37 protein-coding genes are annotated in these 26414 nt (G+C 46.2%); 10 read left to right on the top strand and 27 right to left on the bottom strand.

All coding sequences use genetic code 11. The features are described from left to right. Window positions 1-97: 97 nt before the first annotated feature. Entirely contained in the window at window positions 98-937 is an 840-nt protein-coding gene (locus tag FNY66_RS01245) for an aldo/keto reductase (RefSeq protein ID WP_087150183.1), read from the top strand. 137 nt (window positions 938-1074) lie between these two features. On the opposite strand, the gene FNY66_RS01240 is transcribed toward FNY66_RS01245, so the two are convergent. From FNY66_RS01240 to FNY66_RS01200, 10 genes are all read right to left on the bottom strand, one after another. Next, window positions 1075-1716: an aldo/keto reductase gene (locus FNY66_RS01240; RefSeq protein ID WP_229409415.1), complete on the bottom strand. Its 642-nt coding sequence runs from the start codon at window positions 1714-1716 to the stop codon at window positions 1075-1077. A gap of 8 nt (window positions 1717-1724) precedes the next feature. Then, the gene (locus FNY66_RS15670; RefSeq protein WP_229409408.1) at window positions 1725-1958 is read right to left on the bottom strand and encodes an aldo/keto reductase; all 234 of its coding nucleotides are present in this window, start codon (window positions 1956-1958) and stop codon (window positions 1725-1727) included. Window positions 1959-2077: 119 nt separating this feature from the next. After that, a complete protein-coding gene (locus FNY66_RS15995) occupies window positions 2078-3232 on the bottom strand; it encodes a TetR/AcrR family transcriptional regulator (RefSeq protein WP_150310052.1) in 1155 nt (384 codons plus the stop codon). Between the two features lie 173 nt (window positions 3233-3405). Continuing rightward, window positions 3406-3732, bottom strand: a complete 327-nt coding sequence (locus tag FNY66_RS01230) for a branched-chain amino acid transporter permease (RefSeq protein ID WP_087150181.1) — start codon at window positions 3730-3732, stop codon at window positions 3406-3408. After that, window positions 3729-4532 (bottom strand): azaleucine resistance protein AzlC, encoded by an 804-nt coding sequence (gene azlC / locus FNY66_RS01225; protein WP_150310051.1) that lies wholly within the window; start codon window positions 4530-4532, stop codon window positions 3729-3731. The genes FNY66_RS01230 and azlC overlap by 4 nt, the downstream gene beginning before the upstream one ends. A 45-nt stretch (window positions 4533-4577) precedes the next feature. Beyond that, entirely contained in the window at window positions 4578-5453 is an 876-nt protein-coding gene (locus tag FNY66_RS01220) for a DUF5131 family protein (RefSeq protein WP_150310050.1), read from the bottom strand. Window positions 5454-5512: 59 nt separating this feature from the next. Further along, complete coding sequence (locus tag FNY66_RS01215; RefSeq protein ID WP_150310049.1) at window positions 5513-6808, bottom strand: ATP-binding protein; 1296 nt, start codon at window positions 6806-6808, stop codon at window positions 5513-5515. A gap of 160 nt (window positions 6809-6968) precedes the next feature. Next, complete coding sequence (locus tag FNY66_RS01210; protein WP_190324751.1) at window positions 6969-7685, bottom strand: SIR2 family NAD-dependent protein deacylase; 717 nt, start codon at window positions 7683-7685, stop codon at window positions 6969-6971. After that, window positions 7685-8221: a pyridoxamine 5'-phosphate oxidase family protein gene (locus tag FNY66_RS01205; RefSeq protein WP_150310047.1), complete on the bottom strand. Its 537-nt coding sequence runs from the start codon at window positions 8219-8221 to the stop codon at window positions 7685-7687. The genes FNY66_RS01210 and FNY66_RS01205 overlap by 1 nt, the downstream gene beginning before the upstream one ends. 46 nt (window positions 8222-8267) lie before the next feature. After that, window positions 8268-8870: a nitroreductase family protein gene (locus tag FNY66_RS01200; RefSeq protein WP_190324741.1), complete on the bottom strand. Its 603-nt coding sequence runs from the start codon at window positions 8868-8870 to the stop codon at window positions 8268-8270. A 147-nt stretch (window positions 8871-9017) separates the two neighbouring features. Between FNY66_RS01200 and FNY66_RS01190 the strand changes: the two genes are divergently transcribed. Then, a complete protein-coding gene (locus FNY66_RS01190) occupies window positions 9018-9362 on the top strand; it encodes a winged helix-turn-helix transcriptional regulator (RefSeq protein WP_150310045.1) in 345 nt (114 codons plus the stop codon). Window positions 9363-9399: 37 nt separating this feature from the next. Here FNY66_RS01190 and FNY66_RS01185 read toward each other — a convergent pair whose 3' ends face one another. Genes FNY66_RS01185 through FNY66_RS01175 form a run of 3 tightly spaced genes read right to left on the bottom strand, consistent with a single transcriptional unit; the run spans window position 9400 to window position 11344 of the window. After that, window positions 9400-9828 (bottom strand): Rrf2 family transcriptional regulator, encoded by a 429-nt coding sequence (locus FNY66_RS01185; protein ID WP_150310044.1) that lies wholly within the window; start codon window positions 9826-9828, stop codon window positions 9400-9402. Between the two features lie 51 nt (window positions 9829-9879). Further along, window positions 9880-10770, bottom strand: coding sequence for a protein-ADP-ribose hydrolase (locus tag FNY66_RS01180; protein WP_150310043.1), 891 nt, complete (start codon window positions 10768-10770; stop codon window positions 9880-9882). Then, entirely contained in the window at window positions 10757-11344 is a 588-nt protein-coding gene (locus FNY66_RS01175) for an SIR2 family NAD-dependent protein deacylase (protein WP_190324740.1), read from the bottom strand. Before FNY66_RS01175 ends, FNY66_RS01180 begins: the two co-directional genes overlap by 14 nt. Before the next feature lie 117 nt (window positions 11345-11461). Between FNY66_RS01175 and FNY66_RS01170 the strand changes: the two genes are divergently transcribed. Continuing rightward, window positions 11462-11977, top strand: a complete 516-nt coding sequence (locus FNY66_RS01170; RefSeq protein ID WP_087150177.1) for a VanZ family protein — start codon at window positions 11462-11464, stop codon at window positions 11975-11977. Between the two features lie 118 nt (window positions 11978-12095). On the opposite strand, the gene FNY66_RS01165 is transcribed toward FNY66_RS01170, so the two are convergent. Both FNY66_RS01165 and FNY66_RS01160 read right to left on the bottom strand, forming a co-directional pair. Next, window positions 12096-12899 (bottom strand): Cof-type HAD-IIB family hydrolase, encoded by an 804-nt coding sequence (locus FNY66_RS01165; RefSeq protein WP_150310042.1) that lies wholly within the window; start codon window positions 12897-12899, stop codon window positions 12096-12098. Window positions 12900-12943: 44 nt separating this feature from the next. After that, window positions 12944-13543 carry an HD domain-containing protein gene (locus tag FNY66_RS01160; protein ID WP_087150273.1) on the bottom strand — a complete coding sequence of 200 codons (600 nt, stop codon included), beginning with the start codon at window positions 13541-13543 and terminating at the stop codon, window positions 12944-12946. Between the two features lie 334 nt (window positions 13544-13877). Between FNY66_RS01160 and FNY66_RS01155 the strand changes: the two genes are divergently transcribed. Both FNY66_RS01155 and FNY66_RS01150 read left to right on the top strand, forming a co-directional pair. Continuing rightward, the gene (locus FNY66_RS01155) at window positions 13878-14798 is read left to right on the top strand and encodes an AraC family transcriptional regulator (protein ID WP_150310041.1); all 921 of its coding nucleotides are present in this window, start codon (window positions 13878-13880) and stop codon (window positions 14796-14798) included. Window positions 14799-14890: 92 nt separating this feature from the next. After that, entirely contained in the window at window positions 14891-15130 is a 240-nt protein-coding gene (locus tag FNY66_RS01150) for a hypothetical protein (protein WP_087150175.1), read from the top strand. A gap of 87 nt (window positions 15131-15217) precedes the next feature. On the opposite strand, the gene FNY66_RS01145 is transcribed toward FNY66_RS01150, so the two are convergent. The 3 genes from FNY66_RS01145 to FNY66_RS01140 all read right to left on the bottom strand — a co-directional run bounded on the left by FNY66_RS01145 (window position 15218) and on the right by FNY66_RS01140 (window position 17072). Next, entirely contained in the window at window positions 15218-16084 is an 867-nt protein-coding gene (locus FNY66_RS01145; RefSeq protein ID WP_150310040.1) for an EamA family transporter, read from the bottom strand. A gap of 436 nt (window positions 16085-16520) precedes the next feature. Further along, on the bottom strand, window positions 16521-16685 hold the full coding sequence (locus FNY66_RS15395) for a hypothetical protein (protein WP_190324739.1): 165 nt from the start codon (window positions 16683-16685) through the stop codon (window positions 16521-16523). A 75-nt stretch (window positions 16686-16760) separates the two neighbouring features. Next, a complete protein-coding gene (locus tag FNY66_RS01140) occupies window positions 16761-17072 on the bottom strand; it encodes a hypothetical protein (RefSeq protein WP_150310039.1) in 312 nt (103 codons plus the stop codon). A gap of 449 nt (window positions 17073-17521) precedes the next feature. Here FNY66_RS01140 and FNY66_RS01135 point away from each other — a divergent pair, with 449 nt between their 5' ends. Both FNY66_RS01135 and FNY66_RS01130 read left to right on the top strand, forming a co-directional pair. Continuing rightward, window positions 17522-17881 (top strand): ArsR/SmtB family transcription factor, encoded by a 360-nt coding sequence (locus FNY66_RS01135; protein ID WP_087150173.1) that lies wholly within the window; start codon window positions 17522-17524, stop codon window positions 17879-17881. 61 nt (window positions 17882-17942) lie between these two features. After that, window positions 17943-18611, top strand: a complete 669-nt coding sequence (locus FNY66_RS01130) for a nitroreductase family protein (RefSeq protein WP_330581250.1) — start codon at window positions 17943-17945, stop codon at window positions 18609-18611. Between the two features lie 107 nt (window positions 18612-18718). Here the strand turns inward: FNY66_RS01130 and FNY66_RS01125 are convergent, their stop codons facing one another. Continuing rightward, complete coding sequence (locus FNY66_RS01125) at window positions 18719-19321, bottom strand: cytidylate kinase-like family protein (RefSeq protein WP_087150172.1); 603 nt, start codon at window positions 19319-19321, stop codon at window positions 18719-18721. Window positions 19322-19606: 285 nt separating this feature from the next. On the opposite strand from FNY66_RS01125, the gene FNY66_RS01120 reads away from it, so the two are divergent. Further along, window positions 19607-20194 (top strand): TetR/AcrR family transcriptional regulator, encoded by a 588-nt coding sequence (locus FNY66_RS01120; protein WP_087150171.1) that lies wholly within the window; start codon window positions 19607-19609, stop codon window positions 20192-20194. On the opposite strand, the gene FNY66_RS01115 is transcribed toward FNY66_RS01120, so the two are convergent. Together FNY66_RS01115 and FNY66_RS01110 are read right to left on the bottom strand one after the other, a co-directional pair. Continuing rightward, a complete protein-coding gene (locus FNY66_RS01115; RefSeq protein WP_150310038.1) occupies window positions 20191-21027 on the bottom strand; it encodes a DUF3737 family protein in 837 nt (278 codons plus the stop codon). The two genes, FNY66_RS01120 and FNY66_RS01115, sit on opposite strands and share 4 nt — an antisense overlap. Window positions 21028-21045: 18 nt before the next feature. Further along, entirely contained in the window at window positions 21046-21621 is a 576-nt protein-coding gene (locus FNY66_RS01110; RefSeq protein WP_150310037.1) for a DUF4405 domain-containing protein, read from the bottom strand. Window positions 21622-21842: 221 nt separating this feature from the next. Between FNY66_RS01110 and FNY66_RS01105 the strand changes: the two genes are divergently transcribed. Further along, complete coding sequence (locus tag FNY66_RS01105; protein WP_087150168.1) at window positions 21843-22202, top strand: MerR family transcriptional regulator; 360 nt, start codon at window positions 21843-21845, stop codon at window positions 22200-22202. Window positions 22203-22280: 78 nt separating this feature from the next. Here FNY66_RS01105 and FNY66_RS01100 read toward each other — a convergent pair whose 3' ends face one another. The 6 genes from FNY66_RS01100 to FNY66_RS01075 all read right to left on the bottom strand — a co-directional run bounded on the left by FNY66_RS01100 (window position 22281) and on the right by FNY66_RS01075 (window position 25756). Further along, window positions 22281-22586 carry an NAD(P)H-dependent oxidoreductase gene (locus FNY66_RS01100; RefSeq protein WP_229409407.1) on the bottom strand — a complete coding sequence of 102 codons (306 nt, stop codon included), beginning with the start codon at window positions 22584-22586 and terminating at the stop codon, window positions 22281-22283. Then, a complete protein-coding gene (locus FNY66_RS15655; protein ID WP_229409406.1) occupies window positions 22522-22965 on the bottom strand; it encodes a hypothetical protein in 444 nt (147 codons plus the stop codon). The genes FNY66_RS01100 and FNY66_RS15655 overlap by 65 nt, the downstream gene beginning before the upstream one ends. Window positions 22966-23069: 104 nt before the next feature. Further along, window positions 23070-23432, bottom strand: a complete 363-nt coding sequence (locus FNY66_RS01090) for a hypothetical protein (protein ID WP_202879148.1) — start codon at window positions 23430-23432, stop codon at window positions 23070-23072. A gap of 125 nt (window positions 23433-23557) precedes the next feature. Then, window positions 23558-24430 carry an acyl-CoA thioester hydrolase/BAAT C-terminal domain-containing protein gene (locus FNY66_RS01085; RefSeq protein WP_022789869.1) on the bottom strand — a complete coding sequence of 291 codons (873 nt, stop codon included), beginning with the start codon at window positions 24428-24430 and terminating at the stop codon, window positions 23558-23560. Next, window positions 24418-25122: an L-2-amino-thiazoline-4-carboxylic acid hydrolase gene (locus tag FNY66_RS01080; protein ID WP_150310035.1), complete on the bottom strand. Its 705-nt coding sequence runs from the start codon at window positions 25120-25122 to the stop codon at window positions 24418-24420. Before FNY66_RS01080 ends, FNY66_RS01085 begins: the two co-directional genes overlap by 13 nt. Further along, the gene (locus FNY66_RS01075) at window positions 25103-25756 is read right to left on the bottom strand and encodes a GNAT family N-acetyltransferase (protein ID WP_150310034.1); all 654 of its coding nucleotides are present in this window, start codon (window positions 25754-25756) and stop codon (window positions 25103-25105) included. Before FNY66_RS01075 ends, FNY66_RS01080 begins: the two co-directional genes overlap by 20 nt. Window positions 25757-26059: 303 nt before the next feature. Here FNY66_RS01075 and FNY66_RS15390 point away from each other — a divergent pair, with 303 nt between their 5' ends. Beyond that, window positions 26060-26299: a hypothetical protein gene (locus tag FNY66_RS15390; protein WP_162607699.1), complete on the top strand. Its 240-nt coding sequence runs from the start codon at window positions 26060-26062 to the stop codon at window positions 26297-26299. Window positions 26300-26414: the final 115 nt, after the last annotated feature.

The following is a 26414-nucleotide window of genomic DNA, read 5'->3' as shown; positions in this document are numbered from 1 at the left end:
CATTTTCAGGAATCTGGATTCCTGTATTTTTATTGTACTTTTTTTTGCTCCAGCTGTAAACTTATAAATGAAAACAGACAGACAGGAGGTATTTATCATGGATTATGTTACATTAAACAATGGCGTCAAAATGCCGAAATTAGGATACGGAGTATATCAGACACCGCCGGAAGAGACAGAACGCTGCGTGCTGGAAGCAATTGAGACAGGCTACAGAAGCATTGATACTGCCCAGGCGTACGGCAACGAAGAAGGAGTCGGAAACGCCCTGAAAAAATGCGGACTACCGAGAGAAGAATTTTTCATCACGACAAAAGTATGGATCACAAACGCGGGATATGAAAAGGCGAAAGCTTCTATTGAAGAATCTCTGAAGAAGCTGCAGACAGACTATATCGATCTGCTCCTGATCCATCAGCCTTTCGGCGATTACTACGGAACTTACCGCGCAATGGAAGAGGCTTACGATGAGGGCAAGGTACGCGCCATCGGTGTTTCCAACTTCTATCCGGACCGGTATCTGGATATCTTCCATTTCTCCAGGATCAAACCGGCTGTAAATCAGGTTGAGACCCATGTATTCCAGCAGCAGAAGACCGCAAAAGAATACATGAAAAAGAACGGAACCCAGATTATGTCATGGGGACCTTTTGCAGAAGGCAAGAACGATTATTTCAACAATCCGGTGCTGAAAAAAATTGGTGAAAAATACGGCAAATCTGTAGCTCAGACAGCACTCCGTTTCCTTCTTCAGAGTGATGTAGTGCTGATCCCGAAATCCACACACAAGAACCGTATGGAAGAAAACTTTAATATCTTTGACTTCTCCCTGACCGATGAGGAGATGAAAGAGATTGAAGCTCTGGATACAGGAAACAGCCTGTTCTTCTCCCACTACGACCCGGCGACTGTCGAGTGGTTTATGTCGCTCGTATAGGTATTGAACAGTCAAATGCGTCCCAAAAAGGCTGTGGCTGCATTCCCCGGAAGCGATGCGCAGTTTGAGTTTTTACCAGACTGCACATCGCTCTTTTAGCTTTTTTCCTCTTTTGTCTCCTCATCCGCATAACTCCATCATACCGCTGACATTTCCCGCATATAGGAAGGGATATCAAGCCCCTGCGGACAATGTTCCGTACAACTGCCGCACCCGATACAGGCAGAGGGCTGTTTTTCTTTTGCTAACGCTTTTAGGCGGAACAGCCGCCAGACTGCCAGATTTTTATCGCCTAATGCAGCAGCTTCATCACGATAATCATTATATGCCGACAGCAAAAAAGGAATATCCAGGCCTTGAGGACAGTTGTCACAGCAGTAGCGGCATCCGGTACAGGGAACCGCTATTTTTTTGTGAAGTATCTCGCTGATCCTCTCCAGCCGTGAAAGTTCTTTCCGGGTCAGACTATGCTCTGAATCTGCCGCTGCTGTATTTTCTTCCGCCTGCCCCGTCTCAGACATACCGCTGAGAGTAACCGATACGCCTGGGAGATTCATTACAAATCGAAGCGCCCACCCGGCCGGTGAGATATTCTTGTCCTGCAGAAGCTGTCTGCAGTCTTCCGGAAGAACGGCTAACATGCCTCCATGAACGGGTTCCATTACCATAACAGGAATATCATGTTCTCTTAATATTTCATACTGCTGTCTTGCAGTCCCCTGATACCAGTCATAATAATTCAGCTGTATCTGTACAAAATCCCATTCGTTTTTTTCCAGAAGTCTTCTCAGGCAGCCTGGCGTTCCGTGAAATGAAAATCCGAAATATCTGATCTTCCCCCATGATAAATATAAGCAGTGTCATAGTAATTCACACCGTGCGCCATGCAATAATCAATAAGTTCCCGTGCTTTTACCTCGTCGACAGGTTTTCCGAAACCGGGTTCGGTCTGTGGAAGGCGCATGGCGCCTAATCCCAGCTTAGAAAGCTTTATGCCGTTTTTGAATTCTGTGTATCTCATTTCTTATTACTCCTTTCCCTTTCCGAATACGGATTACTTCTTTTCCACCACGCCACTTTTTAATCGAATATTCATTTAATTTATATTGTAAAAAAGGAAGCACCAGGCAGGTGCCTCTTTTATCGTTTGACTGCATCCCAGCACATCTGAAAGACCATATCAAAATCCACATCGGGAAGCATGGATCTGTCTTTCCGCCATTCTTTGAAAATCTGCTGGATCGGATAGTAACAAAAGCTGATAAGAAGAGCGGGTGAGGCCGGTTTCAAGATTCCTTCCTCTATCCCTCTCTGAAAAATCCTTACCGTGTCTTTGTTATATTGTTCAAGCGTCTCCAGCATTTCATCCGTTGTCATAGGAGAATTACACGCCTGTTCTATGAATAAAAATTCATCCGTGTATTCCTGCATATAGTCAAGCAGGTTTCCGCAGAGTTTTCTGACCGCCTCTTCTACGCTGCCCTCCGGATCAATATCCCTGCTGCATTTCTCTGTCATGTGCTTTTTCACATCCATGTAAACCTTGCGAAACATATCCTCCTTATTATCATAATAGACATAGAGGGTCGCTGCTGACATGCCGGCGGCTTTTGCCTGAGCTGATGCTACAGGCTTAAATACATCCGGGAAATCCGGACCGTCTGCCACGCATGCGGTATGTTCCGGATTTACATAAAGGCTTCCCGCCCCGCAGAGGACGACTGCCAGAAAGAGGAACAGGACGCCGTAACAGCGCCATATATTCCTCTCCGGGGCACGGCTGCTCCTTTGATTTTCCCGGTTTCTCACTTTGTCCTGACTGTGAAATATCCAATAGGCGCGCATCATCCCGAGGATCAGATAATACGCGGACAGCGTGCCAAACCACGCGGACCGGCTCATCCATCCGGCGATGCCATTGAACAGGGCAAACACTATATTCATACAGACTCCGCACACAGCAAACAGAACCGATCTGTATTCTATATCGTCCGTGAGTCGTGCGGTCAGTGTATTCGAACGTGCCAGCTCCATGATCTTCTGCTTCAGCAGGTCCAGGTCCCCCGCCAAATAAAAACAGGACACAAACAGCGTAATTCCGGCTGCAGTATATACCGCATACTCTGCTGCCGGCGGGAAAATGCCCCCGCATGTGATACTGACTATTGACAGCACGGCACAGGCGAGGGCGGCAATGTACAGCATTATCTTTACCTGCAGGCTCAGGTCAGGCATTTTTACTTTTTTTATTTTAGCAGTCATCTTCCGCCATATCGGAATGTGAAATCCGCGCATAGTCTTCCTCCTCGAATGAAGTTCCGCACCAAAATGCACATCTGATTTCACAATAGCTGTTCATTATTTCCAAAATGTTTTTGTTTTGTTTCTAAATGATTAAAATTATACCGGTCAAAATCTCTGCTGTGATAGCTCCGGAATGTTCCGTGCTGCGCTCACAATTCACATCTTCAGAAAACGAGCTGCACTAACAGCATGTAGCACACTGTCCCTCCGGCAATAGACAGAAGCATCTGCCGTTTCCACACATGGAGCACAATAACCAGAACGATCGAGATCAGCTCCGGTATGCCGTGGCTTCCGGTGAGGATGCTCACGTCTTTCAGACTGTAAACGACGAGCAGGCCGAATACTGCCGCAGGCAGCACTCTGCCCAGATACTGTACATACTTCGGCGTCGTCCTGCCTGCCGGGAATAAAAGAAAGGGCAGGAAGCGGGTGACCGCCGTGCCGAGGACTACCATTGCAACTGTGATGATCTGTTGTGTCAGCGTCATTGTACATCTCCTCCTTCCCCAAGACTGCTCAGCTCAACATTCTTCTTTTCTGACTGACTGTCTTCCACTTCATTTACTCCGGCTTTGCTTTCCACACCATCTTTTCTTTCAAGCGGATGCCGCATCAGCGTCAGCACGCCGAGGATTGCAAGCATTGCCGGGATGATAAAGTTATCCGCTCCGAATGCGATAAGGCAGAGAATCGAGATCCCCAGTCCGATGAGAGAACTCGTGTGATCTTTTTCCTTAAGCCACTGTTCAAGAAAGATTACCACGAACATAGCTGTCATGACAAATTCAAGACCTTCTGTATTAAAATTGATCAGAGACCCGAAGATACCGCCCAGTGTCGCGCCGGAGAACCAGTAAAAATGATTCAGAAGAGTGACGAAAAACATAAACCATCCCCTGTCCACATCTTCCGGAATGTCTGCTGTATAGTTAATTGAGAACGTCTCATCACACATCCCGAATATAAGATAAAACTTCTTCCTGCCGACTCCCCGGAACTTGTCCAGCATGGAAATCCCGTAGAACAGATGCCTCGCATTGATCATCAGTGTCATAGCAAAGGCCTGCAGCGGATTAAATGCTCCAAGGAGCATATTGACGGTCACGAATTCAATCGAGCCGGCAAATATCGTCACACTCATGAGCATCGGATACCAGAAGCTGAATCCTGACACATTCATGTATATCCCATATGTAATACCCAGGAACCAGAATCCGGCAAATATCGATATCGTATAGGGGAATGCCGTGGTAAAAGCTTTTTTTAACATTTTTGATCTTGACTGCATAGCTATCCTTCCCTCGTAATAACTTATATAACTGTAATCGCTGCACTAGGAACACTTTCCACAGTCTGAGCATCCGTTGCACGTCAGACGGTTGGAACATTCCACACATGTGACCGGATGATAATGGGGAACATAGAGCTCTTCCTCCGGGATGTCATACCCCCATTCATCTGTCAGATGGAAATGGATCTCTTTCCCCTTATAATTCAACCCCGACCGGAATGCCTGTTGAGCCTGCGTCCTCTTATCCGGAATGCGGTATACTTTTTCACCCACCGCAAAACAGGTGCCCGTCTCGATAAAGTTGAATGTAACGTCATATTTTCTGCACTGATCACTTAAGAGCTTTACCCACTCATAGCGGCAGAGACGGGAACCGTCATAGTTCTCCCCGCCGCATATCACCTGTTCGATCTGCCCTGCCGGCAGATATTTTTCAATATCCACCGGACCGATCAGCGGAGCGGTCATAATTCCTTTGTGCTTAAAGGGCAGCTCAAACAGGATCGGTATCCTCTCATCCGCCCGCCTCTGGTTCTCGCAGGTTACATTGAAGAAGACATTGTCCCATCCATTTCCCCAGTCGTAGGGAAGACAGAAAGAGACGCGCTCAGGCCGCTTCGTCAGAAGAAAAAACTTCACATCCTTCCTCTCACGCATGACAGACCACGCCTCATCCCGCCATTCATCCGCCTCTTCAAGGAAAAAATCCGAAGTCATACAGACCCGGATCATCTCTCCACTCTTTACTTTGTACTTTCCCTGCCGGTCCTTGGACAACGGATAGCGGAAGCCGTTCTTAGTCCGGTAGATCCGGCTCCCGTCCTGCTCCCGCATCCGGTCAAGAAAATACATATAACAGTTTTCGCATCCCTCCGAGCACTTCCTGCAGCCGTGCCATGGATTCCAGATGTCATGCATATGTTTATACTCCTTTTTCGGTAATCTGGCAATTTTTTTCGGCATTTTGACTTACTTCTTTATTTTTCAAGACATTTCGGGTCAAGCAGAAAATCATAGATGTTTACGGTCAGGATACCATATTCATCATACTGCATCGGCACCATGTCCCTGGTAATGATGATTTTCTTGAAAGAATCATCTATCTTTCTGAATGGTCTGACCTCCTGAGTGCGCTTTGCTTCATCAGGCAGGGTATAGACAGATTGAATATAGTATCTGGAAGAACCAAGATTACACACAAAATCAACTTCCAACTGCTTACGTGTTACTTTCCCGGTCCGATCTTTTTCAGCGATAGGTACAACTCCTACGTCCACGCTGTAACCACGCATACGAAGCTCATTGTAAATCACATTTTCCATAGAATGAGTCTGTTCAAACTGACGAAAGTTAATTCTTGCATTCCGAAGTCCAAGGTCAGAAAAGTAATATTTTTTTGGGGTTTCAATATATGACTTTCCCTTGATGTCATAGCGCTGTGCGGACTCGATCAGGAATGAATCTTCAAAATAATCCAAATACTTTTTAATGGTATTGGAAGTTATTTTAGATTTCTTCACAGTTCTAAAAGTGTTTTTAAGCTTCTCCGGATTAGTCAGAGAACCAATCGCAGAAGAAAGAGTGTTCAGCAGATCCTCCAATTCGCCGATATTCTTGACACGGTTCCGCCTGCATATATCCTGGATATATATTTCACTGAACAGATTCTGTAATGCCACAGCTTTATCATTTGCCCCATCACGCAAGACAACTGAGGGAATGCCGCCATAGAGCATATATTCAGACAGTCCCGTATACTTATCGCCTTCATATACAGACATAAACTCCGCAAAACTTAAAGGATACATATGAACTTCATCGCCACGGCCGGCAAACTCAGTAGCAATGTCTTTGGACAGGAGCTTTGCATTACTTCCTGTCACAAATACATCCATGTTATCCTTACGCAGATAACTATTCAATACAGCTTCAAAACAATCCAACATCTGAATTTCATCAAGCAGCAAATAATACATTCCATCGTCAACGACTTTGGTTCGGACATAAGCCATGAATTTTTCCGGGTCTGCCCCACGCTTTTCTTTTTCAATCCCAATAAGGCTTTCGCCGATCAAGTACAGATCATCCGCTGAGTCAAAGGCAAAACGTATGATATGGTCAACGTCCACGCCGCTCTCTAGTAAATGATGATAGAAAAGGTTATTGAGCAGATAGGACTTACCACACCTGCGAATACCAGTGATAACCTTAATAAGACCATTGTTCTTTCTTTTTATCAATTTGTCCAGATAGAAATTTCTGCGGATCTCCATTCAGCGACCTCCTTGCAAAAGATTTTTGCAACTCTCAGCATTTTTCTGTTCTATTTTATCACAAAACAAATGCCAGCTCAATATATCGACGCGGTTTTAGAAAAGATTTTTGCAACTTTTAACATTTTTCTGTTTTAGAATTTAAATGGAATCTGCTCTCTTATAATTCTATCAGTATCTCCCCAATATCCCCATCTATACAGATCGACCGCTCAGCAATCTCCTGCGGCACCGCCGCATCCCTGTAATTAATGCATACATATGTCGCATCCTGCACAAATGTATCATCCGCCCACAGGTTCATGGACATGGGTTTCCCGCAGTCCGGACAGTGCGGCACCAGTTCGGACGGAACACACATATCTTTCTGCCGCTCAACCATCTGACGGATCACCTCTTTATTGTCCCACGTCTTCTGGCAGCACGGTTCCGAACACTGGAACAGACCGTAATCTCCCTGCGTATAGAAAAGTCTTTCCCTGTCAAATCCCGCTTTCTGAAAACAGTGATCTACATTTGTCGTCAAAACAAAATAATCTTTATCCTTTACAAGATCAAGCAGTTCGTCATACACCGGCTCCGGGGCATCCATATACCGGTTGATCCAGATATACCGGCTCCAGTACGCCCAGTGTTCTTCCAATGTATCGTAGGGCCAGAACCCTCCCGAATACATATCGCGGAATCCATATTTTGTTTTGAAATCTGAAAAATATTTCTCAAAGCGTTCTCCGTCGTACACAAAACCCGCCGATGTGGAAAGCCCTGCCCCCGCACCGATCACAATTGTATCTGCCTCCGCAAGAACATTCCCCAGCCTCTTTATCTTCTCGTTGTAAGTCTCCCCATTTCTCCGAAATAATCGCTGTACAGACATCATTTGTCTCCCCTCTTCTTTACCGCGGATACCGGGCAGTGCTTCATACAGGTTCCGCAGCCGATACATTTCTCCGTGATCTCATATCCTTTTTCAGCAATCTGTCCCTTCCCCACCGTATAACTTTCCCGAAAGATCGGGTTCACTCCCAGATTGAAATATTCAATCTGCGCATTTCTTATCACAAATACAATGCCAATCTCTCTTGTATCTCCCGGATATACATTTGAAAGGTAAGGCTGATCCTCAAATATCGTTCTGATCCACTTCTCCTGTTCCTCATCCGGAGCCGGTTCCGCCTTTGCGGACAGGCGTATCATCTCCTTATACCTTGTATATCCGAGGATCTGCACCCGTCCGTCGGATAGCAGCTCCCGGCAGAAATCTTTTCCTCTGGCTGTAAAAAAATATATAGCATCAGGCTCGTAGTGAACAGCACTGATGTTGCGCACCTGCGGCGCTCCTTCTTTGTCCACGGTGGCGAATGCCAGCACACCGACATACTGTAATTTCTGAAGACAGGTCCTTGCGTCCATCTGTGGTTCCTCCTTTATCATTCTTTATCCGCATTGCATCTCCAGATCACACCCGGAGTATGCGTCCCTCTTTGCGCGGCTTCGGCGCGGGATGTCTGTCTCCTTCTCTCGGATAACCGAGCAGGAGCTGCATGACCGCATAAGAGTCCGGGCGGATGTTCCATTTCTTCAGGATTTCCTGACCATACGGATCTGCGAACGCTGTCCATCCCTGTCCGATATAGCAGGATCCCACGCCCAGAGCGTCCGCCGCAAGCATCATATTCTCCGCCGCTGTCGCACAGTCTTCCGCAGAGAAGAGGAAATTCTTCGGCGCGAACATAGTAATGACAGTGGGAGCATCATAAAATGCATTGGTCAGTTTCGGATCATCAGCGACACTCGGCTGCTCTTTTGATATATAGTTATTTCCCGACGCCATGTTCCATTTGGAATTGGCCCGCTTGATCTTTCCGAGCTTTTCATTGACTTTCCTGTCCTGACATACTGCAAAGATCACGCCCTGCCGCCCGCCTGCACTGGGAGCGTACATGCCTGCCTCAAGGATCTGCTGAAGATCCGACTCCTCGATCTGCCTTGGATCGTACCGCCGGATCGCACGGCGGTGCATGATCGCCTCCATGACTGTCACATTATTCCGTTCTGTCATCTTATTCGACCTCCTTCCAACACTGTGGATCTGCTGCATAGAAATCGCCGTCTTTTCCGCTTGCCACGGCGGGACATCCCCTGCACCATGCGAGCAGCTCGCATTTCGCACATTTCTCAATTGATTATATGAAAACGAGGTGATCAAATGCTCACAAAAGAAGAGATGCCGGCATGTCCGGTGGCGACGACTGTACAACTGATCGGCAGCAAATGGAAACTGCTGATCCTGCGCAATCTCCTTGCACGTCCGTGGCGCTTCAACGAACTGCGCAAAGATCTGGAAGGCATCAGCCAGAAAGTTCTGGCAGACAGCCTGCGCGCACTGGAGTCCGATGGTATCGTCGCGCGCACTGCCTATCCGGAAGTGCCGCCCAGAGTGGAATACTCCCTGACTCCTCTGGGGGAATCTATGAAACCTATACTGGATGCGATGGAGAAATGGGGAACAGAATATAAAAAACGGCTGTGCACAGATGCGGATAACGAATGAAGATGCAGGAAAAACTCCCGCATCTTCATTTGCTGTCTCAGATATATTTTCCAAGGTCTGCCATCACATCTGCCAGAGTGATGGCTTTCAGTTCCCTCTCCATCGCCGACTGAACCCGGTACAGCTTGTCATCGAGAATATTATGGATATTCTTCCCTACCGGACAGTTCGGATTCGGATTCTCGTGGAAATGGAACAGCGTATTCTCCTCTATGCATTCTACCGCACGATAAATGTCGAGAAACGTGATTTCATTCAATGGTTTTGTAATGGCCGCTCCGCCCGTTCCTCTCTTCACCTCGATAATGCCTGCCTCTTTTAGCTGTGACAGGATTCGTCTGATAATGACGGGATTTACATTAATACTGGAAGCGAGAAAGTCGCTCGTTATCTTATAATCTTCTTTAAACGTCTCCATACAGGTCAGCATATGGATAGCGATTGTAAATCTGCTTGAAATCTGCATGATGCTCTCATCTCCTTTTGAGATTTATTTTACCTGCTGTCCATTGTAATGTCAATTATTACAGGTAAGTTCTTCCTCATACAGGAGTTTATCCACTTCTTTAAATACGTTGAAGATCACCCGGTCAAAATCCGCACTATGCTCGTTTAAAAACTCCGTCACAGTCTCCACAGCAATCTTCGCCGCCTCATCATTCGGGAAATGAAATTCGCCGGTGCTGATACAGCAAAACGCAACAGATCGTATCTTATGCTCCACGCAACACTTCAGTACATTCTGATAGCAGTTCCTCAGATCGTCCCTCAGGCCCTGATTCAGCCCCCGTCCAACAATAGGACCCACTGTGTGGATCACGTACTCCGCAGGCAGATTGTATCCTTCTGTCAGGACAGCCTGACCTGTCGGCTCCTCATAGCGGGAACCGTACTGTATGCGCCGCCGGTGCATATAAAGGCTGCACGCCTCACGCAGTTCAATCCCCGCCGCGCTGTGGATGGCATTGTCGATGCATCCGTGACATGGCACGAAGCATCCGAGCATCTGCGAGTTCGCCGCATTGACAATAGCTCCGACATGGAGTCTGGTGATATCTCCCTGCCAGACGGACAGTTTATCTGCATACGGATGGCTGCTGCCGTACTGCTCTCCCACTGTCGGGATATCACTAAGTTCTACGATTCCTTTTTCTTTTGCCTCCTCGGTCAGGAAATCATCCTGCACCCGCAGGACTTCTTCATTCATTTTTCCCGGCATACGGATATTCATAAGGGAGCGCAGGAGTCTTCGCTTCTCCCGATAGTCCTCTCCTGTTTCCAGGTCTCTGTACTGCACGGAATCTTCCTTAAATTCACGTAGCAGATAGTCAAGCCTCTCTTCCTGCTCTCCGCCCGCGCTGTTCTGTTTCTCTTTATCTTTTTCGTCTTTATATTTACCGAACCACATCTTTTTCCGCCTCTTTCCTGATATCTTCCATGCACCTGCATATATCTTCATTGATCCCAACCGCTCTTTTGTGAAAGCTCTCCGGCACTACTGCTTCCCTGAGATTCAGCCGGACAAGTGTCCATCTGTCGTTCTCTCTTACCATCTTCTCGAACGGGAACCGAATAATCGTCGGCGTATTGAACCCAACGCCCAGTTCCAGAAGTACGACCTTATCTTTCTGATGTTCTTTCAGAAATGCGGCATATCTTCCTGCCGCTTCGTTCCAGTGTTCATCCTCCACAAAATACTGGTCGCACCGTAAATGCATCGCCATATTGCCGCCGCAGACCGGACAGCGCGGGACCATATCAGACGGGATCTCACAGTCCTTCCGCGCTCTATTCATCTCCAGAAACATTTCCTCAGCATCATATACTTTTTCGTGACATCCTCTCGCACACTGGATCTCTCCGTAATCTCCCTGAGTGGCGAAGATGTCCTCGTCTGCAAATCCTGCTTTCCAGAACTGATGGTCCACGTTTGTTGTCAATACAAAGTGCGGCTTCTGCCTGACCCGCGGTTGTATCGACATACCAGCACCTCCACAAATATCTTTTCAATGTTAAATTTCAAACTTAAGAAATAATTAATTGTGGTTTCTGCATATTACAGATATACTTTACGAAAACGATTCATAAATGGAGGCAATATGAAAAATACAGTAGATTTTATTGTTTTAGCTATTATTTATCTCTTTATATTCTATAGGAAGTGGAAAGCAGAAGGAAAAGACATATTATTTATAAATACTCTGATGTATATATATTTATCTTTTGTATTATATTTTACTTTAATGCCTGTAATTACCTCTCTGCCATTCGTATTTAATCACTCTTATGTTCCGATGAATTTAGTTCCTTTCATTGATGTTTCATACGGCAGGGGTGATTTTATCAGACAGATAGTTTTAAACGTTATAATGACAATTCCTTTCGGATTCTTATTGCCACTTATTAAAAGCAAGACAAGCTTAATAAAAATAATGCTGTATACATTTTTACTAAGTTTAGGCATTGAGATATTGCAGCCATTAGTAAGTGATTTCAGGTCATCGGATATAACTGATCTGATAACAAATGTATTCGGTGGAGTTCTGGGTTATATATTATATTTCCTATTCAGACCTTTAACAGCTAAAATATTATGTTATATAAAAAATGAATAGCGTCAGTGTACAAGGGGCAACACGGTCGCTGAAGGGCTTATTTTAGCACCTTCTACGTTACTTTCACTCCGCGTACGTCTCTGCACGCGTCGTTCAAGTGCCTTGAAGGAGCTAAAATTTACGGGAACAATTCCTCAAGTGTCACAAGCACACCGTCCTCTTCATTTGACGGGCACACACTTCTCGCGGCCTGTTTTACCTCCTCCGGAGCGTTCGCCATGGCATAGCTGTGTCCGCAGTATTTCAGCATCTCGATATCATTGCCGCCGTCACCGAACGCTGCGCACTGTTCCGGCGATATTCCGCGGCGCTTTGCCAGTCTTTTCAGCCCTGACGCTTTATGGCATCCCGGCAGGATCAGGTCGATCGCCCCGTGCCCGCTTGTTGTCGGCTCCAGTCTTCCTTCAAGCCGCTCACGGAACATATCGTAATAATAGTATGTTTTTTCATCCGGTACTGTGACTGCGAATTTGAGTATCCGGTCATCTACTTCCCTGAAATCATCTGCCCAGTCCAGCCGGTGGCAGTATATCTTTGTAAGCTCAAAAAACTCCCGGCTCACTGCTCCTCGCTCGCAGTAAGCGCTCCGCAGACCGCACATCACATTTTGTATCTCCGGATATTCCTCGCACAGATCAGCGACAAAGCGGACTGTCTCTTTCGGTATGTCAGCGGCAAAGATGATCTCGGTACGATCTTTGACAAACGCGCCGTTTTCCGCCACAAAGGACAATTCATCATCACATCCCGGGAAAAGATCCCTGAGCTGATAATACTGATTGCCGCTCGCCACGACAAAACTGCATCCCGCCTCTTTCATCCGCGCCAGTATCTTCTTAAAGCGCGGCACATCATATGTATAGTCAGAACGCACAAAAGTACCGTCGATATCTACCGCTGCAATTTTGATGTCTGTATTCATATACTACTCCTTTCCGTCAAACAAACCGAAACCTACCGGACTGCTCATCTGAATGTATTTTCTTCCACACCCGGAAGCAGTTCATAAATGGAACCGTTTATCTTTTCCTCAAACATATCCCTGATCTCAAGTGTCCGGCGCCAGCGCTCTGCCATGACCGGCGGTGTGCCGTACCGGAGTGCCACGTCCACAAAGCGCTTCTCCAGAAGGCAGAAACCGGATGGGAGCGCAAGGGAATCACATAACTGCACTAACCTGTCATAGTCATCATAAACCGCATTTTTGACAAAATGCTCCATAAACTTATAATCTTCTTCCGTCACATCAAAAGTTCCGATCGATGTGCTGATATCCTGTATCATAAATGCATGTGAGATACAGATCTGTGCCGCTTTCTCCCATCCACGCTCCATACAGAACCGGTAGCCGTCGATCAGATGCTTCTCTGAAGTCACCCCGGCATACCGCCCGATGTCATGCAGCAGGCCGTAACAGTATGCCGTATCAGGAGACATACCGTCGCAGCGCGCCGCTATATTCTCACACGCCTGCGCCGTATAACGGGAGTGATCTGTCCATTTCCCGGGATTCAGCTTTCCCGCCCGCTCCAGTTCGAGTTCCGCTCTTTTCCGATCCAGTTTCATCATATATCCCCTTCCTATAATTTCAAACTTACTTCAGAAAGACAGACTCTTTTCAACCGGAAAAACCTGACAGAAAACTGTCAGGCTCTCCTATTATCTGTTTTCAGTTTTTATTTTAACACGCATACCGCATATCTGATATCTTTTTCCTGTCACAAATTATCAGAATCCTGCCGCCTGAAATCCGCTGTAATTTAAATAGGGGCAGACAATTTCATTTAATGTTTCATTTTGTGCTTCCGGAATGTTTGACTTTTATTTCTGAATTGCTAAAATTATCTTATCCGGCAGAATTATGTTAAAATACCGACAGGAGAAAGCAGGAGGGAAAAAGATGCAGATCGTCCACAGTATCCAATTACATTCCGGCAGCAGCGAAGAAAATCTGCCGGGATTCACACCGGAATTTCCATATATTGCTTCGCGCGCCGAACTGGATCACTACAGAGAGTTTTTCGTGCCGTGGCACTGGCACAAGGCAGTCGAGCTCTTTTACATGGAAAGCGGGGAAATCAGGTATCACACGCCGGGCGGCACAGAACTATTCCCTGCCGGCACCGGAGGGATGGTCAATTCCAATGTGCTGCATATGACGCAAATGCTCTCCCGCACGGAGGAAAATATCCAGTATCTCCATATTTTTGACCCTGTCCTGATCTCAGGTGCATACGGGAATCTGATCGAAAAGAAGTACGTCACTCCCCTTGCCGCAGCCTCACAGCTCGAGCTGATCCGTCTCACGCCCGATGTTCCAGAACAGGCAGAGATCCTCACTATGATCCGGCAGGCTTTCCGACTGGACGAGAATGAATTCGGCTATGAAGTCAGGCTGAGGAATGCTCTCTCGCAGATATGGCTCAAGCTGCTTGAGCTCTCTTCATCTGAATTAATACATGAGGAAACAGCTCCGGACAAAAAGTCCGATGATAAGATCAAGACAATGATGATCTATATACATGATCATTTTGCTGAAAAAATCTCCGTCCGGGATCTGGCAGCGGCCGCCTTTCTCAGTGAGCGGGAATGTTACAGAGTCTTTCAGAACTGCCTTCACATGACTCCGACGGAATACCTGACAAGCATCCGGCTGCAGATGGCCTGCCGGATGCTTGCAGAAACCCGCGAATCCGTAACAGCCATAGGCCATGCCTGTGGTCTGGGGAGCAGCAGCTATTTCGGAAAGACATTTCGGGAACACACAGGATATACGCCTCTGGAGTACCGCCGCAAATGGCAGGATAATGATAAAAGCTGACAGGAAAGGGATATTTCACAGAATGCGGAACTTCTATAATTATTGTAACAGGAAGTACAAAAAGACTGATTTACAGCTAAGGAGGTTTCGCTATGATAAAAGTAAAAATACTGAATATGAAGAGTTTTCTGAAAGTAGTAAATCAATGCGTCGGCAGGATAATGGTCGTATCTCCCGATGGGAAGCGGACGGATATCAATGGCTGCACCGGTATTCAGCGTAAGCTGCAGGCAGAGTATCTCGAGAATGGGAAGTGCCTGCCCCTTACTCTGGAATTTGACTATCCGACAGATTATTTTGCAGTTGTATCATACTATGCCGGAGACTGTTAAGTCCCCGGCACGTCTTGTCTGTCCTTCTTATCAATAGTCTGTCCATTACTCTTTCGTCACCTGATGCAGCGCATTCTTAAAGACTGTTCACAATAACGCCATCGCCACCGTACCGGCAGTGAGCAGCGCAAGCCCTGCCGCCTCTTTCTTCCCCAGTTTTTCTCCGAACACAAAATACGAGAAGACGACTGTTACCAATACGCTCAGTTTATCAACAGGCGCTACGATGCTTGCGGGACCTTCCTGCAGCGCACGGTAATAGCACAGCCATGACGCCCCTGTAGCAACACCGGAAAGGCAGATAAATCCCATCTCCTTTCTGCCGATCTTCCTGACTTCCCGCTGCTTTCCGGTGACAAATACCATTCCCCACGCCATGACGAGCACCACACATGTACGGATGGCGGTTCCCAGATTGGACTCCACGCCGGAGATGCCGATCTTACCGAGGATCGCCGTCAGACTGGCGAAGAAAGCCGAACCGACTGCATAGAGCAGCCATCCGCCTTTTCCTGTCTGCTTCGTCTCCTCCACATCTTTTCTCTCGATCATCAGCAGGATGCCCGCCGCGATAGCGACAACTGCCACAGCCTTCGGGAGGGAAATGCCCTCACGAAGGAAGATGAGCGCCAGTATGATCGTAAGGACGGTACTGGACTTATCGATTGGTACCACTTTGTTGATATCCCCTGTCTGCAGCGCCTTGAAGTAACACAGCCACGACGCCCCCGTGGCAGCGCCCGACAGAATCAGGAATACAAACGTATATCCGCTGATGGAAGTGATCTGGTCAAAGGAGTCTGATATGAGCACCATGATCCATGAAAAGATAAGGACTACCACCGTGCGCACTGCCGTCGCCACGGTAGAATCTGTCTTCCTTATCCCGCATTTTGCCAGGATCGAAGTCACCCCGGCAAAAAACGCAGAGCCTATAGCATAGAAAAGCCACATGTCCCATTCCTTCTTTCTGTCCTCTGTTTTCCGGAACTGTTTTTTGTATCTGCAGCCCACTGCAACGAAAACTGCAGCCTTTCCCTATATATTACCTCATACCTTATCTGATTTCCACTATCCTCAAATTTTTGCTGGTACTCCGGCGCTACCGGTGATGCCATATATTTAAAGCATTATATACAGATAAGATCCGGAAATACACAGAGCGGAGGCGAAAGAAATGAGTATATAAGTCAGGGTAAATCCAGTGCTGTTATCAGCCTGTTGGAAAATCTGGGCGCCCTGTCAGAAGAGTTGGGACAAAAAACAGACCCCGAGTTTCTCTGAAAAATTTGCACATTTCTTTAATTGTTCACTTCCGAAGCTGCTGCTTGAGATTCTCCACATCTTCTTTCGGTGACGCTCCGAACATCTTCCGATAATCCCGCGTGAACTATGACGCACTCTCATATCTGATCTCAAAGGCTGCCTCGGTCGCATTCCGGTTCTCGTCAAGCATCAGCCGTCTTGCCTCCGCCACAACATACAGATACATGCTGTCCGTCTGCGGCATAGCAATCTTCTCCTCTGTAAATCTGTAAAGATTCAAATATGGCACCGACGTTTTTTTCTCCCTCTTTCATGGAAAATGACCGGAGCTTTCCTGCCAATTGCTCTGTCCCATAATGGTTATTCACTGTCCGAGAAGATATGACCTGATCACTTTGTCATAAGCTGTCCGGACTCTGTATCCCTCCAGAAAATCTATGGCCTGTTTATACTGATGTTCAAGAAACAACTTCTCCGCGCCAAAAAGCTTATTCCTTTTGATCGACCGGTCAGCCCGGTCATATAGTTCATTATACCGGTCTGCATCCTGCTGCTGGTATGCTTCCACCAGATCCAGATTGAGTACAGTCTGTTTATAAAGACGTTCTTTCTTCTTTCCGCTCCACTCTTCATTCAGGTATCGTCTGCTTTCTTCTAATTGTGCATTTCCCATCAATGCTAATGCATATCTCTGCTGCATCAACAGGAATACAGATTTTTGATAACCTTTAAGCCGAAGCTCTTTTCCATAAGATACCCCATAACTTATGACCGCAAGATACTGTTTCGGATCACACTGCCGCTGCAGAATATCGTCAAATACCTTGAAACCTTTCAGGATTTTAAGGCTGACTCTTAACAGCGCGAGGAAAATTGCAGCAACTGCACAGAGCGCCAGCAGATAAGGGCGCGTGCTTATCCATCCGGGAGTCGTTATTTCAAGAAAAAAGAAATATTCTCTATGTGAAAAAGGATTTCCAAAAAAGAGGATTAGTTGTCAACGCATTTTCCAGTGCGCTGTTTCTAAACTGCAGCCTGTAATCAACTCGATTTTCTTTACCAATGTTGCAAAATCTCATCTCTATGGTACAATGGTTTAATCTGATAAACCAAAGGAGTGTAATTATGACAGATCATGAGAAAGAGCTTGCCGAACTCGCGGCAGAGTTTGAGAGCTGCCGGAAGATCCTGCTGGCGCTCGGAGACGAGAACCGTCAGCACCTCATTCTGGAAATGATGAAGATGGGACAGTGCGGCGGCGTCCGCGTAGGAGCCGTCACGGAGAAGACACACCTCTCTCGACCGGCCGTATCCCACCATATCCAGATACTCAAAGACGCCGGTCTGCTGCAGGTCCGCAAAGAAGGTACAAAGAATTATTACTATTTTGATGCGGACTCGGATGTCATGGAGCGTCTGCTGCATATGCTGACTCATGCAAAAAAAATCATGGAAAACCTGCCTGCCCGTAATACTACAGAATGACAGGAACAGCAAAATGAGCCGCAGCATCTTACTGAAAACATAAAGAATGGAGAGAATAGACATGATGGATTTAAAAGAAGCAATGAAAGAAAGACACAGTGTTCGCCAGTATGAGGACAGACCACTCGAAGAGAGCGTTATCGCCGAACTGGAGAACGAGATTGAAGCATGCAACAAAGAAAGCGGGCTGTACATACAGCTCGTAAAAGATGAACCGAAAGCCTTTGACAGTTTCATGGCACACTATGGAAAATTCAGCGGCGTCAGAAACTATATCGCCATGATTGGTAAAAAAGGACCTGATCTGGATGAAAAATGCGGATACTATGGCGAGAGGCTTGTCCTGAAAGCACAGCAGCTAGGCTTAAACACCTGCTGGGTAGCAATGACTTACAGCAAAGTGAAGACGGCGTTCACCGTAAACAGCGGGGAGAAGCTGTGCATCGTTATCTCCCTCGGATACGGCAAGACTAACGGCGTTCCTCACAAGTCAAAACCTGTAGAGGCAATAGCCAAAGCAGACAGACCGCTTCCCGACTGGTTCAGAGCCGGTGCAGAAGCTGCGCTGCTCGCTCCGACTGCCATGAATCAGCAGAAATTCCTGTTCACACTTGATGGAAATAAAGTCTCTGCAAAAGCCGGATTCGGTTTTTACACAAAGATCGATCTCGGCATCGCGAAATATCATTTCGAATTGGGTGCAGGGGCAGATCACTTCGAATGGGCGTAACCTACTAGAACTGCACAGTAAAACAAAAATCCGCAGGATCAGGCTGCCTGTCTTAAAAATGACAGTGTATCACTCTGATCCTGCGGAGCTTTATGTACATCTTCTTATTATTCGAAAATACCTTTAAGTATGTTCACACATCCCTCGATTCCCAGCTTAGCCGAGTCAAGGACCACATCATAATTCTTCAGATCCTTCCATTCATTTCCTGTATTGGCCCGGAAATACCCTGCTCTCTTTTTATTATAGAACCTGCGGGTCGACTCCACATCTCCCGGAGCGATTCCGTAATCTTTCGCTATCCTGTTCTTTACCTCTTCCTCGTTCTCGGAATGGATAAATACTTTTATGACGCCTTTCTGGTCTCTCAGGGCGTCACTGGCACAATGTCCAAGAAAGATTGCCGGTCCTTCCATGGCAAGTCTCCGGATCTCAAGCTGCTCATCGAGAAATACCTTTCCTTCTTTTGTCAGCATATTCGGGTCACCTGTCTGGACACGGCTCATGACAAACATAGAGTAAATCAGACTTCCTGTTGCTTTTTCTTCGTATTGGTTGATTCGCTCTACCGGGATTCCCTGCTTCTTTGCAACCGCTTCAAGGATCTCCCTCCCGTAACACGGCACACCGCTGACTTCTGAAAGTCTTCGTGCGATCTTTGTTCCCCCGCTTCCGTATTCTCTTTCAATTGTTATGTAGCGAAATTTCATATTCGCACCTCCATTTTCTATATCAATCACGCAACAGTTCAGCCATCTGACGCCAGTATATAAGTAAAGACGCGGCGCAGCCGTAATAAGCACATCATTGCGGCTTTGCGAGTGGCGAGGGCTGAACTGCTACTTTCTTGATTGTTTTTTATCCTGGTATTATAATAATAAAAATATCTATTTACCACAATGGGCATATGTTCTATCTTGTGGCTTAATACTCATTTTTACAAATATGTGTATTAATTTATTGCACAAAACCATGCGAAGGAGCTGAAAACGGAGATGAGTTCCACACCGAAACAGGATCTGCGTTTTATTAAAAATGAAAATCTGATACAAAAGACATTCCGTGAGATGATAGCAGAGACTGAATATTCCAGGATCACGATCAAAGAACTTACAGAGAGAGCCCAGATCAACCGGAAGACCTTCTATCTGCACTATCCCTCTCTGGATCATCTGCTCACCGAGCTTCAGTTCAAACTTATGGAACCCACACTGCGGATGATCTCAGAGACGGTTTTCCCGGACGATGTGGAGAAGATCATACAGCACAGCTTTCAGTTCATGGCAGCGCTTGATCCGGTCGATAAGAAGATTCTTTCCGCCAAAGGAAATGTGACAGATTCAAACAGCCCCTCTGATCTGATCCGTGAGCATTTCTTTGCGAAATACGACTGCTTTCCTCAGTACAACCGCTTTGAGAGCAATCTGATCATTACATATTTCTCTGTGTGTCTCGGCGTCATCTACCGCCAGTGGGAAGTGGACGGCCAGAGAATCCCGATCGAAGAGATGATCCCGCTTGCGACCCGCCTGATCCTGCACGGACTGGACGGAGCTGGATTGGCGGGGCGAAACGAAGACTAATCCTGTATCTCTACTACTCCGTCCGCCCCTTCGATATCCCGGATGATCTCATTTACAGCCGGAACACTGATGTGCCCTGACAGTGGATTTTTAATGCTTATCATCGGTGTTGTGATCACAGCTTCCACATCTGACCGCTCAAAGGCAAGATCTGCGTCGATCATTTCGCAGTTAATAAGTTTTAGGCCCTTGCAGTAACACAGCGGCTGTGTACCGATAATACGGCAGTTCTCAAAAGTAATATTTTCGCTGTACCACGCCAGATATTCGCCTTTCACAACGCTGTTCCTCACCACAATATTTTTCGCGTGCCAGAAAGCATCCTTCGTGTCAAATGTGCATGACTCAAATACAGCGTTCTCAATATACTGAAATGAATATTTTCCCTGCATACGTACGTCATGGAAATTCAGCTCTGAGGAACGCATCATAAAATATTCACTCTGAACATCGCAGTCATTCATCTCAATATTGTGGACAGACCATCCAAATTCAGGGGAAATGATATCGCATCCATTCATTTTTACATCGATGCATTCGCGAAGAGCCTTGATCCCATGAAGCCGGCTGTCGGAAATGCTGATGTGATCCGAATACCAGAGAGCGGCACGGCAAAGCTCTGTCATTTCCGAGCTGCTGACTGACAGACCTTGATCATGCCAGAACGGATACCGAAGATTGAAAAAGCACTTTTCCACTTCAATATCTGAGCTTTCTTTAAATGCGCTCTCACCGTCCGCCGGCCCGTCAAAAGTACAGTCTTTCACCAGAATACCCTTACTTCCATAAAGAGCTCTTTCCTCATCAAATGTCTGATTCTGAATCTGTTTCATACCAAAAACCTCCATTTATCAATCTTTCTTAATCTGCTTTGATCCGGATCTCCGGAGCAGTTTTCCTATATAATGAGCAAGAACTGCCCCCAGCCCCATCATGCCGATATATTCTGCAAAGAAGAGCGGCAGAGGCTGATCCATATCAAAGAAAACAAAATGTGTCTGTAAAAACATATAGGAAGCGATACCATTTTTAGCAAAGGCATATATCCCGTATGCACAAAGTCCGACTGCCAGAACGCGCAGTATCCATGTCCTGATCCGTGAAGGATGCTCGATGCCGGCCGCTTTCCGGAACATGCCCATGATCATGCCCCAGTGAAGCCCCAGATGCAGACTCATGAGCAGGAATCCCCAGTACAAGGCAAGCATGTGGAGCGTCCGCGCAAATCCCATGCCGCCGGATATGGGAAGAAAATCGAATACCACTCTGGACAGGATGATCCCGCTTACCATCAGCCCGATCATTGCCGCCAGAAGCAGCACGTCTGCTGCTGTCTGCAAAATACGCAGCGGTGTATATTTTCCTCTGAACAGATTGCTATACCAGTTCCGGTTCAGGAGATGATGGAAAATAAAAAGAACAAACATTTCATCTTAGGTTTCAGAAAAATCCCTCCTTCCTGCTTTTCACAATATAAGCATACCGATTTTTCTGTTTAATGTCTAATACTCATGTTGAATCGACGAACATTCATTTCAGGCATTGATATGAATCCAATATAGGTATTAGACACGTTTTCATTTAGAGTCTACAATGAAACTGACCAAAGGATCTGGCTGGATTGTTACATTCTGAAAGGAGAGAGCATATGACAATTAATGAGGCAAGTGAGCGTTATAACATACCTCTTGAAATTCTTCATGAGTATGAGCGCTGGGGACTGTGCGGAGCGGTCAGGAAAGTAATGGGTGCATGGCAGTATGACGACACCGACCTGGAACGTCTTGGGCTGATCATGACCTTACACGATATCGGATTTGAAGTCTCTGAGATAGAGACCTATATGAAACTTCTTCTGGAACAGAACGGCAGCGACAGCAGCCGTCTTAAAATGCTTGAGCAAAAACGGCAGACTCTGCTTGATGATATCCATTTCCGTGAGAAGCAGATAAGCAAACTGGATTATCTCCGCTATCAGATCCGTAACAATGAAAAAAATATGCAGTAATAAATCAGGGAGTGCAGTCGGTAATATACTCCGACTGCACTCCCTGTCTGCATATGGCTCTATATATTATGTATCCTATCAAAGTGATCTTCCTAATTCATACGCCTTCTCTGGATACTCGGTGTTTCTCGTCATCCCCGGACTTCCACAGCCTCTTCCAAGTACCATCCCCTGATCATCAAAGTGCAGATATCTGACCAGAGTACGATAGTGGCTCTCCAGAGAATCAAATGTCCAGTTATCGCTGTTCCATGCCACAGCTAACAGTGCGGACTTCATCTTCTTTCTGGTGATGCTGCTGTTATATGCACAAAATCTGTCAACTGCAATTTTTAACTGTGCTGACATCCCGTAATAATAAAGCGGGGTTGCAAATACGATCATATCTGAAGAGAGGATCGCAGAACGGATGATGGCTGCCAAACCGTTCCGCACCAGGCCGGGTGCCGATGTAGTCGGCATAGGTTCTCTGGTTCAGGATCTCATGGGCATTATCCTCAATGGCACGGGTGATAAATTCAGAGGCAACTCCTACGGTCTTTTCTCTCTGGTAGTCCTCATACTCCAGCATCGCAGCGCTATCCGGAAAATCCCGCAGGAGCTTTTCGATGAGCTTTTGGTGTTTCACGGTTGCTGGAGCCAGCTTGAAAGACTCATCGATCTTCTCCACACCTTCACGGGTGGCGATGTAGGTGGCATACCCGCCGATGGGCTTTTCCTGATCCGGCTTCAGGTACTTAAATTTGGTGACCAGACGGGCCATGGGGAACCTCCTTCCGTTTTAGAGTAAAGAAAAAGCAGGAGACCTCGAAAGAGATTTCCTGCCGGATGCGAATCATATTCTGTTTTATATCATTTGATGGCTGATCAGAGGATTGCTGTAATCGCTCCCACTGCAAGACAGGCGGGCAGGCCAAGAAGCATACCAATACAGGACTGCCTGATATGAAAACGATAGTCCTTATATTCTTCCATATCCTCTGTGCCTGGTATCCTGACTTTTTTCGAATGGCAAAACCAGATACAATCAAGTATCAGAGCGTCATACCAATCAATGATCAGCCAGATCAGGTAGGAATCCCGAAACCCTTTCCAGAATGTATCCGCTCCATTAAACTGTTTCAGGACAACAGCGAAGATGAACACAAAAGCAAGCAGGGCGATCCCCTTTCGGAGGATATCTGCCCTGGTAAAGCGTTGTTCTCTTTTTTCGATCAATCCTAATTCCATACATTTCTCCCGTATGACCGGGGGATAATCTCCCACTGAGGTAAGGGGATTTTTCAGCGTCAGTGACACAATCAGAACTGTGAATAATAAGATACCAATCAAACTTTCTATCATGACCGCCATATTCACTTTACCTCCGATATCCATTTTATCGTTTTATGGAAAGCGTCTTCACGGCTGCGCCTGCAATCTTCCGGATATTGTCTCTCAATTTTAAACATTTTCAGCTTAGATGGATTTAATGGAACAAGAATGTGGCTTGCTTTTTCATATTCCAAGACATCCACCCGGAAAGCAAACCGGTGTTTTTCCAGGCGGTTTACCATATATGCCACTGCCTCTTTGCTGGGCCACATGAGATCTTCCTTTGCGTAAATAAATAAAATGTTTCCCTGAATGTTCTCCACATGAATGGCTGTATCCTCATCAAAATGTTTCAGCGGTTCTTCGTAGATGTAGGATAACTCGAACTGCTGATGGAGGATGAGGTTCCGGATTGCCGGCCCATATTTCAGATGCGCTGTCATACACGGAAAATCTTTTCCCCTGTATGTGAATTCGGAGGCAGATGAAAAAGTTTTCGATGCCATGCTTTTATTCCCGTACATGCCTCCCCATATACAGTGGATCGGGGAGAGGGCAACAACGCCGCAGATATCCGGCATAAGAGAAGCGCAAAGCAATACCAGTTCAGCGCCTTTTGAAATGCCATACATGATAATCTTTTCATATCCTTTGTTTTTCAGCCACAGGATCGCTTTTTCAAATGGATCGACAGGCACCCGAACCAGTTCTTTCGGCAGCCCGTCTACGTTCCAGTAACAAATACCTAACGCGGCGATGCCGCACCTGGCAAACATAGCACCCACATTCATCGGGATATTTTCATTCCCTTCGCTGCCGCCTACTACGATGACGACCTTTTTGGGATCATGATCCTTAACAGGGACATGATAAAGTCCATAGAAGCCCTCCTGTGCAACCGTCACATATTCCACTTTCCCAACTCTCCCTGTTTTTGCAGCTTGGATTGCTGTCCGTATTTTCTTTCTTTATCCCATTTAGAGTCCTTTTTGCAAACATAGAAATCACACTTTTCTGCGCCCTCTGCAAGTGTACCTGTCCTGTATAACACGCCGCCCATGAGATCAACAGAAATAAAATCCATGGCACACATATAGGGTATCAGTTCTTCCAAATGCTCCTGTTTTCCAAGCGCACACAGGCCGCACCTGTGATAGTTGATGGTGTATTCGTCTGCATCCCTTCCGGGAATCGTCTCCGTCATCCAGTTGAATTCGCTGTCGGATATGGCATTTGCAATTCTGTCCTTCTTGACTTTCTTTTTTTGATATTCCATATCAAATGGATTTTTACTCCCGAAAGCTTTTTTAATGAGCGACGCCTGCATCGTGGCTGTCACCATTTCCCCGAACTGCTCATGGCTCATCGCCCCATCCATTGCCTTATAAACTGCCATCCAGACAATTCCGCCGGAAAGACAGATTCGCAGAGGATTTTTCGTAAAACCGCCTATGTCGGGTGTCCTCGCCAACATATCTTTAAAGTTTTTACGCGATTTCTTCTTCACCCTGAATGTATCCGTATTTTTGCAATTGGCTGCGATATATTTGAAAATAGCAGGTGTCATCGCTGACCACATCAGTTTTTCACAGATGGTGTTTTTCATATTCATGCTCCTTCAAAACGTACTCATAAACGAGGGACTGATTGCCGGAGCCATCCTGAAAGGGCTTCTCTGCCACTTTCTTAAATCCACGTTTTTCATAAAACTCCCACGATGCAAGAGTGTTCGTAAAAAGCCGCACACGATCTGCTCCATCAGCTTTTGCCCGATTCAAAAAGTGTGTGACCAATGCGGTTCCCAACCCCTTTCTGTAATTCCTTCTGGACGAAAGGGCAACGAGTTCCAGATCGCATTTCCCAACGGTTTCCTTATCCCTTTCCTGTAGCTGACGGAAAAAGGCATCAAACTGCTTCTGGAATGGTGCTGACATTTTATATCTTTTCAGATAGAACTTGAGGAACATTTTACACCAACGGCCATAGTGCTTTTTTGTCTCATACTGAGCTGCCAGAGCCTTGCTGAAACGCTTATCATATTTTCCACAGATGAATCCTACGACCTGATGATCCTCCGTTTCCGCAACATAGGTGAAATTGCATTTTTCAATCAGGATCTGTGCGTAGTCACGCAAAAGTATTTTATCGTTCTGATCCACAGAGCATGAAAAGAATCCTTCGTAGAAGCAATCCCCGCAGGCCGCAGCATCTTCTTCCTTATATGGACGAACAGTAAACATGGATGTACCCTCCTATACACAATCGGGTTAGCAACAACTAACTAATATTATATCAGGAGACGTATAGGACTGCAATTCATTTTTTACCTGTTAATCATTTGATAGTGACATGGCGGGTCATGAGAAACCTCCTTCCATTTTAGAGTAAAGGAAGAGCAGGAGACATAGTAAGAGATTTCCTACTGAATGCGAATCATATTCTGTTTTATATCATTTGATGGCTGATCAGAGGATTGCTGTAATCACTCCCACTGCAAGACAGGCGGGCAAGCCAAGAAGCATACCAATACAGGACTGCTTAATATGAAAACAGTAATCCTTATATTCTTCCATATCCTCTGTGCCTGGTATCCTGACTTTTTTCGAATGGCAAAACCAGATGCTATCGAGTACAAGAGCATCATACCAATCAATGATCAGCCAGATCATGTAGGAATCCCGAACCCCTTTCCAGAATGTATCCGCTCCATTAAACTGTTTCAGGATAACAGCGAAGATGAACACAAAAGCAAGCAGGGCGATTCCTTTCTAGATGATATCTGACCTGGGAAACGTTGTTCTCTTTTTTCGATTAATCCTAATTCCATACATTTCTCCCTTATGGCCGGGGATAATCTCCCACTGAGGCAAGGGGATTTTTCAGCGTCGGCGACACAAT

Source organism: Mediterraneibacter catenae (genome assembly GCF_008691045.1).
GTDB classification, from domain to species: domain Bacteria; phylum Bacillota; class Clostridia; order Lachnospirales; family Lachnospiraceae; genus Mediterraneibacter; species Mediterraneibacter ornithocaccae.
The sequence above is the reverse complement of the archived record's forward strand: the minus strand, read 5'-3'. Positions and strand labels throughout refer to the sequence as shown.